The 8042-nt window shown below is 70.2% G+C and carries 7 protein-coding genes; 1 reads left to right on the forward strand and 6 read right to left on the reverse strand.

Annotated elements, in window-relative coordinates; genetic code table 11:
* Nucleotides 1-70: 70 nt before the first annotated feature.
* From MXD58_RS02750 to MXD58_RS02765, 4 genes are all read right to left on the reverse strand, one after another.
* Nucleotides 71-1021, reverse strand: a complete 951-nt coding sequence (locus MXD58_RS02750; RefSeq protein WP_248820361.1) for a TIGR03564 family F420-dependent LLM class oxidoreductase — start codon at nt 1019-1021, stop codon at nt 71-73.
* A gap of 10 nt (nt 1022-1031) precedes the next feature.
* Nucleotides 1032-1805, reverse strand: coding sequence for an EthD domain-containing protein (locus MXD58_RS02755; RefSeq protein ID WP_248820360.1), 774 nt, complete (start codon nt 1803-1805; stop codon nt 1032-1034).
* A 296-nt stretch (nt 1806-2101) separates the two neighbouring features.
* On the reverse strand, nt 2102-3325 hold the full coding sequence (locus MXD58_RS02760) for an amidohydrolase family protein (RefSeq protein WP_248840994.1): 1224 nt from the start codon (nt 3323-3325) through the stop codon (nt 2102-2104).
* A 17-nt stretch (nt 3326-3342) separates the two neighbouring features.
* Nucleotides 3343-5070, reverse strand: a complete 1728-nt coding sequence (locus MXD58_RS02765; protein ID WP_248840993.1) for an N-acyl-D-amino-acid deacylase family protein — start codon at nt 5068-5070, stop codon at nt 3343-3345.
* Between the two features lie 140 nt (nt 5071-5210).
* Between MXD58_RS02765 and MXD58_RS02770 the strand changes: the two genes are divergently transcribed.
* Nucleotides 5211-5870: a TetR/AcrR family transcriptional regulator gene (locus tag MXD58_RS02770; RefSeq protein WP_248840992.1), complete on the forward strand. Its 660-nt coding sequence runs from the start codon at nt 5211-5213 to the stop codon at nt 5868-5870.
* A gap of 50 nt (nt 5871-5920) precedes the next feature.
* Here MXD58_RS02770 and MXD58_RS02775 read toward each other — a convergent pair whose 3' ends face one another.
* Nucleotides 5921-6901 (reverse strand): phosphotransferase family protein, encoded by a 981-nt coding sequence (locus MXD58_RS02775; RefSeq protein ID WP_248840991.1) that lies wholly within the window; start codon nt 6899-6901, stop codon nt 5921-5923.
* Nucleotides 6894-8042 (reverse strand): acyl-CoA dehydrogenase family protein (locus MXD58_RS02780; RefSeq protein ID WP_250609012.1); only part of this gene is annotated, 1149 nt, incomplete at its 5' end. The genes MXD58_RS02775 and MXD58_RS02780, both read right to left, overlap by 8 nt.

Genomic DNA, 8042 nt, shown 5'->3' on the forward strand with positions numbered 1-8042 from the left:
CCCGACCGCGGATGGCACGGTCGGCGTCGCCACGGGGATGGCCGCGGCCGCCCCCGACCGACACGCTGGATCACACCGGCGATGCCGTCCTGGCGTTCGCGCGGGCGCGGTCACCGAAGAACTCGGCCGTGCGGAAAAGCGTGGCGTCGTCGCCGAAGCAGATGCCGTGCACCTCGTCGACACCCACCTCGGCGTAGGCCGCCAGCCGGGCGGCCACCGCCTCCTCGTCGCCGACGGCGGCGAGGTCCGCGGGCTCGGTGACCTGCTCACGGGCGAGTACCTGCTGGTAGACGGGAAGCGCGGTGAAGCCGGCGAGCCGTCGGTTGATCAGATCCCGGTGCCCCGCGGCGTCGGCTGACGCGCAGACGGCGGCGGGTATGCCGGCGACGACGCGCGGCTGAGGTCGACCCGCCGCGGCCGCGGCGGCACGGACCGTCGGAATCACCTCGTCGGCCAGGGCGCGCGGGCCGACGAGCCACGTGACGATGCCGTCGGCGAACGTCCCGGCGATCTTCAGGGAGATCGGGAACATCGTGCCGACGAGGACGGGCGGCGCTTCGGCCCCCACGACCTGGGGCGGGCCGAAGGTACCGGTGGTGTCGACGTTGAGCAGCTCACCGCGGTGGGACAGGCGTTCACCGCGCAGCAGACCGGGCAGGACGCTGAGGTACTCCCGCAGGTAGGCGGCGGGACGCTGGTAGTCGAGGCCGAGCGCGTCGGTGACGAGCGCGCGGTGCGAGGACCCGATGCCGAGGGTCAGCCGGTTGCCGGTCGCGGCCTGGGTGGTGAGGGCCGCCGAGGCGAGCTGCAGCGGATGGCGGGAGTAGGTCGGGATGATGGCCGTGCCGAACGAGATGCGGGTCGTCCGCGCGCCGGCGAGCGCGAAGACGGTGAGGGCGTCGATCCCGAAGAGCTGACTGCACCACACGGTGTCCAGGCCAGCCTCCTCGTGGTGGGAGATCTGGTCGAGGAAGGCGGACAGCGGGCGGTTACCGCTGGCCAGCGACATGCCGAGTCTCATGGGTGCTCCTTCATGTCCTGGTCCGGGCGGAGAGCTGCTCCGGTGCGGCCACGTCGCCGGCGCGCGGCCGCCTGATCTCCCGCAGCCGGTACTCGCGCATCGCCGTCGCCGCCGTGTGCTGGGCGTCGAGGAAGAGGCGCACGTCGTCGCCGATCACGGCGGCGTTGTCCCGCCAGGTGGTCCCGCGCAGGTCGGCCCCGAAGAACCGGGCCGGCTCCAGGATGTCCTCGGCCGCGACGAAGCCCTCCTCGGCGATGGCGTCGAACTGGGGGGCCGCGGGGCTCAGGACCCGGGTGACGATGTTGCGGACGTAGGTGTCCTGCGGGTGGATCCGCAGCGACATGGGCTGGTGCACGTCGATCCAGTGCCGCACGAACTCATCGCGGGTCATCGACGGTGCGCGGTACAGCGGGGAGGTCACCGTCCAGCCGGGCTGTGGCTCCGTCGGGTTCGTCGCGCGCCCGGTCCGCCACCGGATGACGGTCTCCGTCACCACGCTTGCCGCGTGGTCCGGCCACACCTCGCCGACCAGGCGCGTCACGTCGCTCGGGTCGTCAGCCGACTCGGCCCACACCCCGAGCAGCGCGGCGACCCGACGGGAGGCCGTGAACCGCTCCCCCTGCCAGCGCCGACTCGTCTCGTGGTCCTCGACCTGCAGGGCGATCCCCGGATACCGGTCGACGTCGAGCTCCGCGAGCAGGCGGTGGTTGAGCGCGACGATGTCGGCGCGTTCGAGCGCGGGCGCACCGGCCGCCCGATAGCCGACGACAACGACTTTTTCCATGGCTGCGGCCGCACCCCCAGGTCCCGCCCGACCCCACCAACGCCACCCGGTCAACGCGGGCACTATCGGCGAAGTTAGACATTGACGTCGGCGTCAATATACAGACGAAGACCATGTGGCGCCAGGGCCGATCCAGACCCGCCGACCGGCGATGGCGCTCCCTGGGGGGTGCGACGAGGCCAGAAAGGCCGCTTGACGTAGCGACTTCCTCACCACCCGCGACCGACACCGCGGCCCGGCCGGTGTGGACACGGCCGGGCCGGGCACGGCCCGCGAAGGCCGTGCCCGGTGCCGCCTCAGCGCGGAAAGGTGAGCTCCCGGGCGTTGTCGTACATGATGCGCCGCTGTTCGTCCGGTGTGAATCCGGCGACGTTGGCAAGGAAGTCCTTCGGAACGGGAAAGCCCTCACCGTGGGGCCAGTCGGAGCCGAAGAGAATGCGTTCGACGGGCAGGAGACGGGCCAGCTCCTGGATGTTCTCCTCGACGAACGGCGCAACCCAGCAGTGCTCGATGAACTGATCGCGGGGACTGCTCGTGAAACCTCCGCCGTGCGCCAGGTAGTCCAGGCTCCGCAGCAGCGACGGCACCCAGGCGCCACCGAACTCCACGAAGGAGACCTTCAGCGTCGGGAATCGTTCGAAGAGCCGGTGGGCGACGAGGACGTAGGCGAAGTCGTGGACGACGCGGTTCTTGATGAGACCGGAGAAGGTCGAGGACTGACCCATGGTGTCGGTGTCGCCGGGCGCGATGCCACCCATGTGCGGCTCGCCCCAGGCCTCGCCCATCAGCTCGTAGATCTTCGTGTAGGTGCTGTCCTCGCCGTCGTGCACGGCGACGACGATGCCCGATTCCGCCGCGAGGCCCCAGAAGCGGTCGAACATCGGGTCGGCGGGTGACCGGTTGCCGGCGCGCGTGACGGCCGCGCCGCAGCGGATGTTCACCACCCGAGCGCCGCGGTCGAGACACCATGTGAGCTCGCGCAACGTCGCATCCGGATCGCACATCGTGATGTAGGGGACGGCGAAGATGCGGTCCTGGTAGGCGAACCCCCACTGCTCCTCGAGCCACCGGTTGAAGGCCCGGTAGCACTCGATCGTCGCGTCGAGGTCACTGTGCAGGTAGGGCTCGACCACCACGCCCTGCGACGGGAACAGCCAGGTGTAGTCGAGCCCCTGGGTGTCCATCACGCGCAGCCGGGCGTCGCGTTCGAACCAGTCCGGATGGTCGGCCGGCCGCTCGGTGAACCGTGACTCGAACACATCCCGGCTGGTGCCGCCCTGGAAGAAGTCGAGAAAGGCACCGGGCAGCGGCCGCGGATGCACATCGGCCGGTCCGGGCAGTACCTCGATCGGCACGCCGTCGACGACATACCGCAGCAGGCCGTCGATGTCCCGAAGCTGGACCCCGCGCTCGGCGAACTTCGGATCGCGGTGCCGGGTGAACGCGTCGGAGGTCTCCCAGTAGTGGTTGTCCGCGTCGAACAATCGGTGGATTTCCGTGGCCGTGGCCAACTCGCTCATGTCGTCGTCTCCCCCCCTCAGGCGGTGCCGTGGCGCAGCAGCTTGCCCGGCGTCTCGTCCGTGCAGACGCCGTCAACAAAGGTGGTCTTTCCGTTCACGATGATCCGGTCGTAGCCGACGGCCTTCTGGACGAGGCGCCATTCGCCGGCCGGATAGTCGAACAGCCGCTCCTGGGGCAGCGCGTCGACGGTGTCGGGGTCGTAGACGATGATGTCGGCGGGTCGGCCCTCGGCGATGGAACCCCGGTCGCGCAGCCCGACCGCCATCGCGGGGTAGGCGGACAGCCGCCAGTGCGCCTCCTCGAGCGACATGATCTCGTGCTCGCGGACCCAGTGGCCGAGCAGTTCGGTGGCGAAGCGACCGGTGGTGATGAACTTGGTGTGCGCGCCGCCGTCGCTGATGCCGGGCAACGCCACCGCGGCGGACGCGACCTCCCTGACCGCCCCGGGGTCCATGTCGATCATCGTCGTGCCGAACCCGACGTTGAGATCGCCGGCGACGGCGATGTCGAGCATCGCGTCGACCAGGTGCTTGCCCTCGCGGGCGGCGATCTCGCCGATGGTGAATCCCTCGTAGCGCTCCTTGAGCGCCAGCGCGTCGCGGGCGTCACTGGTGATCCAGTTGACCGTGATCTCGGCGAGCGGGTAGCTGGCGGCACCGAAACCGCCGCCCAGCTGGTCGACCGCCGCCCGCAGCGCCGGGCGGCGCTCGGGGTCGGCGAACTTGGCGATCTTCTCCTCCAGCGTGCCGAGGCCGGCCTCCTTCCAGGCCGGGGAGATGTCCATGAGGTTGTAGTTCTCCAGGACGATCTCGGACTGGAAGCGCACGATCTGGGCGGAGGCGAAGACCCGCAGGCCGTCCTTCTCGTTGAGCTCGTCGAGGCGTTCGATGATCGCCCGGTGGGGTAGCTGCGACTCGCCGTGCTGGTTGACCGAGCCGGTGGGGGCGAGGGCGTTCCAGATGGTCGGGCGGCCGCTCTCGCGGGCGATGAGCGCCGCGGTCTCGATCTGCCCGGTCATCTGGGTGGTGCCGCGGCCGACCTGGCGCAGCGCCCGGGAGAACGCGGTGATCTCACGTTCGGTCATCATGTCCGTGACCATCGGCGTGCCGTCGAAGTCGAGCTGCACGTTGAAGGCGTCGCCCGAGATCTGCGAGCTCCACCCCGCCCCGCCGGCCTCCATGCTTTCGACGAGCAGCGCGCACATCCGCGCGAGTTCCTCGTCCGACGCCCGGTCCCGCTTGGCCTTGTCGACACCGACGACATAGGCGTACAGCGGCGCCAGCGGGACGAACGACATGACGTTCACGCCCTTGGGCGTCCGCTCGACGCTGTCGAGGAACTCGGGGTAGGTGACCCAGTCCCAGGGCATGCCGGCGCGCATCGTCTTGACCGGCACCGCCTCGTTGCGGGACAGGCTGAGCATCGTGCGGTCCTGGTCCTCGGGCCGGCACGGCGCGAAACCGAAGCCGCAGTTGCCGATGAGCACGGTGGTGACGCCGTGCCAGCCCGACATCGTGCACCACGGGTCCCAGAAGAGCTGGCTGTCGTAGTGGGTGTGGATGTCCACGACGCCGGGCGCGACGATCCTGCCGGTCGCGTCGACCACCTCGGCGCTGTCCGCGGCGTCCACGACCCCGATCTGGACGATCCGACCGTCCCTGATGGCCACGTCGGCCTTGTAGCGAGGCGTGCGGAGCCCGTCGATGACGGTGCCACCCTTGATCACGATGTCGTACAGGGCCATCTGCTCGTCCTCCGGTCGTTCCCGGGGAGTCCCCTCGGATCCAGGTGTTGCGGTGCGAGCAAACTAACATACTTGTTAAGCGTTCAACAAGTTAGCGGGGAAACGACGGCATCTGGTGAGCGGAGAAGTACTCTGCCGTCATGGATTCGACCGCCACCCGACGCCGGCGGCAGATCGACCGGCGGCAGGAGTCCGAGGAGGCCCTGCTGGACGCGGCGGCCGAGCTGGTGGCCGAACGCGGCGTCGAACGGGCGTCGCTGGCGAGCATCGGCACCCGCGCCGGAACCAGCCGCGGCCTGCCCAACCACCACTTCGGGTCGAAGGACATGCTCCTGGCCCGGCTCGCGCAACGAGCCCAGAACAGGATCAACGACGCCATGGTCGCCGCCGCGACGCGGGACGGACGCCATGTCGAGGACATCCCCGGCCTGGACTGCCTGCGATCGGCCGTCGACACCTATCTCGAACGGTTCGCGGACCCCGCCACCGACGACCGCGCGCTGATCGTCATGTGGGGGGCGACCTTTCCCGCGGAGGCGTCCGTGGCGGGCATGGTCGAGGCCGACCGGCGCAGCCACGACGGCTGGGCCGACCTGATCGCGGCGGGCCAGCTCGACGGCTCGGTCCGGGCGGACACCGACCCGCCGACCGCGGCGATCCTGCTCCAGAGCATGCTGCGCGGCCTCGCCGCGAGCCTGCTCGTCGACGCGAACCTGATCAGCAGACCCCGGGCGCGGGCGGCCTGCCAGGAATGGATCAGCGCGGCCCTCGCGGCGCCCGGGGCGCCTACTCCCCTCTGAGCCCGCACGACGTCCGGGCGGTCACGACGCGCGTGCGGGCAGGGGGTCCTTCATCCCGGCAGTGTCTCGAGCGCCAGGTCCGCGAGTTCGCCGATGATCGTGTCGTCGTCCACGACCTGACCGGGCGTCGCCTCCTGGCGGGCCCGCACCCCCTCCGTGATCACCGCCAGCTTGTACATCGCGAAGGCCTGGTAGAAGCCGATGGTGGCGAGGTCGCGCCCGCTCGTGGCGGCGTAGCGCTCGAGGATCTCGTCGGTCGACGGGAAGCCCGCGTTCGCCCGGTGTGGCTGCGGGTTCGGCCGCGAGCGCCACATCAGCTCGCCGGCGCGACCCCAGTAGACGGCGAGGGTGCCGACGTCGGTGAACGGGTCGCCGAGGGTCGACAGCTCCCAGTCCAGCAGCGCCTGCATCCGGGTCGGTGGTTCACGGAAGAACATCGTGTTGTTGAACGAGTAGTCCCCGTGCACGATCGCCGCCGGCCCTTCCGCGGGCAGGGCCGCGGCCAGGCGCCGGGCGATCTCGTCGATCGCCGGACGCTCCCGCCGCTTCGACCTCTCCCACTGCGTCAGCCATCGGGACAGCTGACGCCGCATGAAGCCGGCCGGCCGGCCGAACTCGGCGAGTCCGACCGCGGCGGGATCGACGCCGTGCAGCCGGACGAGAACGTCGACGAGCTCGAACGAACAGGCCCGCGCGTCGGCCTGGGTGAGGTGCCCGACGGCACCCGCGTCGCTGAACACGATGCCGTCGAGGCGTTCCATCAGGTAGAACGGTGCGCCGATCACCGATTCGTCCGAGCACGTCCGGATGATCCGGGGCACCGGCACCGCCGACCCGTGCAGCGCCTGTTGGGCGGTCCATTCGCGGCGCATGTCGTTCGCCGTGGCCAGCACGGCCCGCAGCGGCGGGCGGCGCAGAATCCAGTCGTCGTCCCCGGTGCGGACCCGGAAGGTCAGGTTCGACGCTCCCCCGGAGACCTGCTCGATCACCAGGTCGTCGCGGTCCAGCCACCTCGCCAGTTCGTCACGCATTGGCGCTCGCCGCGGTGAGCAGGTGAGCGAAGCGCTCTTCGGCCGCGGCGCGGCGCGTCGGAACATGGTCGGTCGGGTACCCGTCCACCGGGGTGTAGCCCTTGAGGACCTGCCGGGCGATGAAGGCCTTGTGCACCTCGTCCGCGCCGTCGCTGATGCGGTAGTTGCGGGCGCTGCGGTACATCGCCTCCAGCGGTAGATCCGTGGAGAACCCCATCGCGCCGTGCACCTGGATCGACCGGTCGATGACGTTGTACAGCACCCGGGCGCCCCAGTACTTGATCTGGGCGATCTGCACCCGGCTGGCCGACGCGCCGTAGGTGTCCCAGTGCCAGGCGGCGTGCAGGGTGAGCAGCCGCGCCGCGTCGATCTCCGTGCGGGACTCCGTGACGAAGTCCTGGATGAACTGGTTGTCCCCCAGCGGCCGGCCCCGCACCGTCCGACTCACCGCCCGTTCGCACATCATGTCGAACGCCCGCTGGCTCTGACCTATCCACCGCATCGCGTGGTGGATCCGCCCACCCGAAAGCCGCTTCTGGGCCAGCAGGAAACCCTCGCCCGGCGCGCCGATGAGGTTCTCCTTCGGAACCCGGCAGTTCTCGAAGAGGATTTCGGCGTGCCCGGCGGAATGCACGTCGTTGTGGTGCGGCCAGGGGTGGCTCATCGTGCCGACGTCCCGGACGATGTTCAGGCCCGGCGTCCCCTTCTCGACGCAGATCATGGACGCCCGCTCGTGCGGTTTGGCGTCGGGGTTCGTCACCACCATCGCCAGGATGAAGTCGGCGTCGGCCGCGTTCGAGGCGAACCACTTGCGACCGTTGAGGACGTACGCGTCCCCGTCGAGGATGCCGGTCGTGCGGATCTGCGTCGGGTCGGAGCCGGCGGTGTCCGGTTCGGTGAGCGAGAACGACGAGCTGAGCCGACCGTCGAGCAGCGGCCACAGCCACCGCTCCTTCTGCTCCTCGTTGGCCCCGACGGCCAGCAGCTCGCTGTTGCCGGAGTCCGGCGCCTGGTTGCCGAACAGGCTCGGCGCCGACGGCGTGCGGCCGAGGATCTCGTGCATGAGCGCGAGACGCACCTGCCCCAGCCCCTGACCGCCGAGCTCACGGTCGAGGTGCGCCGCCCACAGGCCCCGCTCCTT

Origin of the sequence: Frankia sp. AgKG'84/4 (genome assembly GCF_023242965.2) — a bacterium.
Classification (GTDB): domain Bacteria; phylum Actinomycetota; class Actinomycetes; order Frankiales; family Frankiaceae; genus Frankia.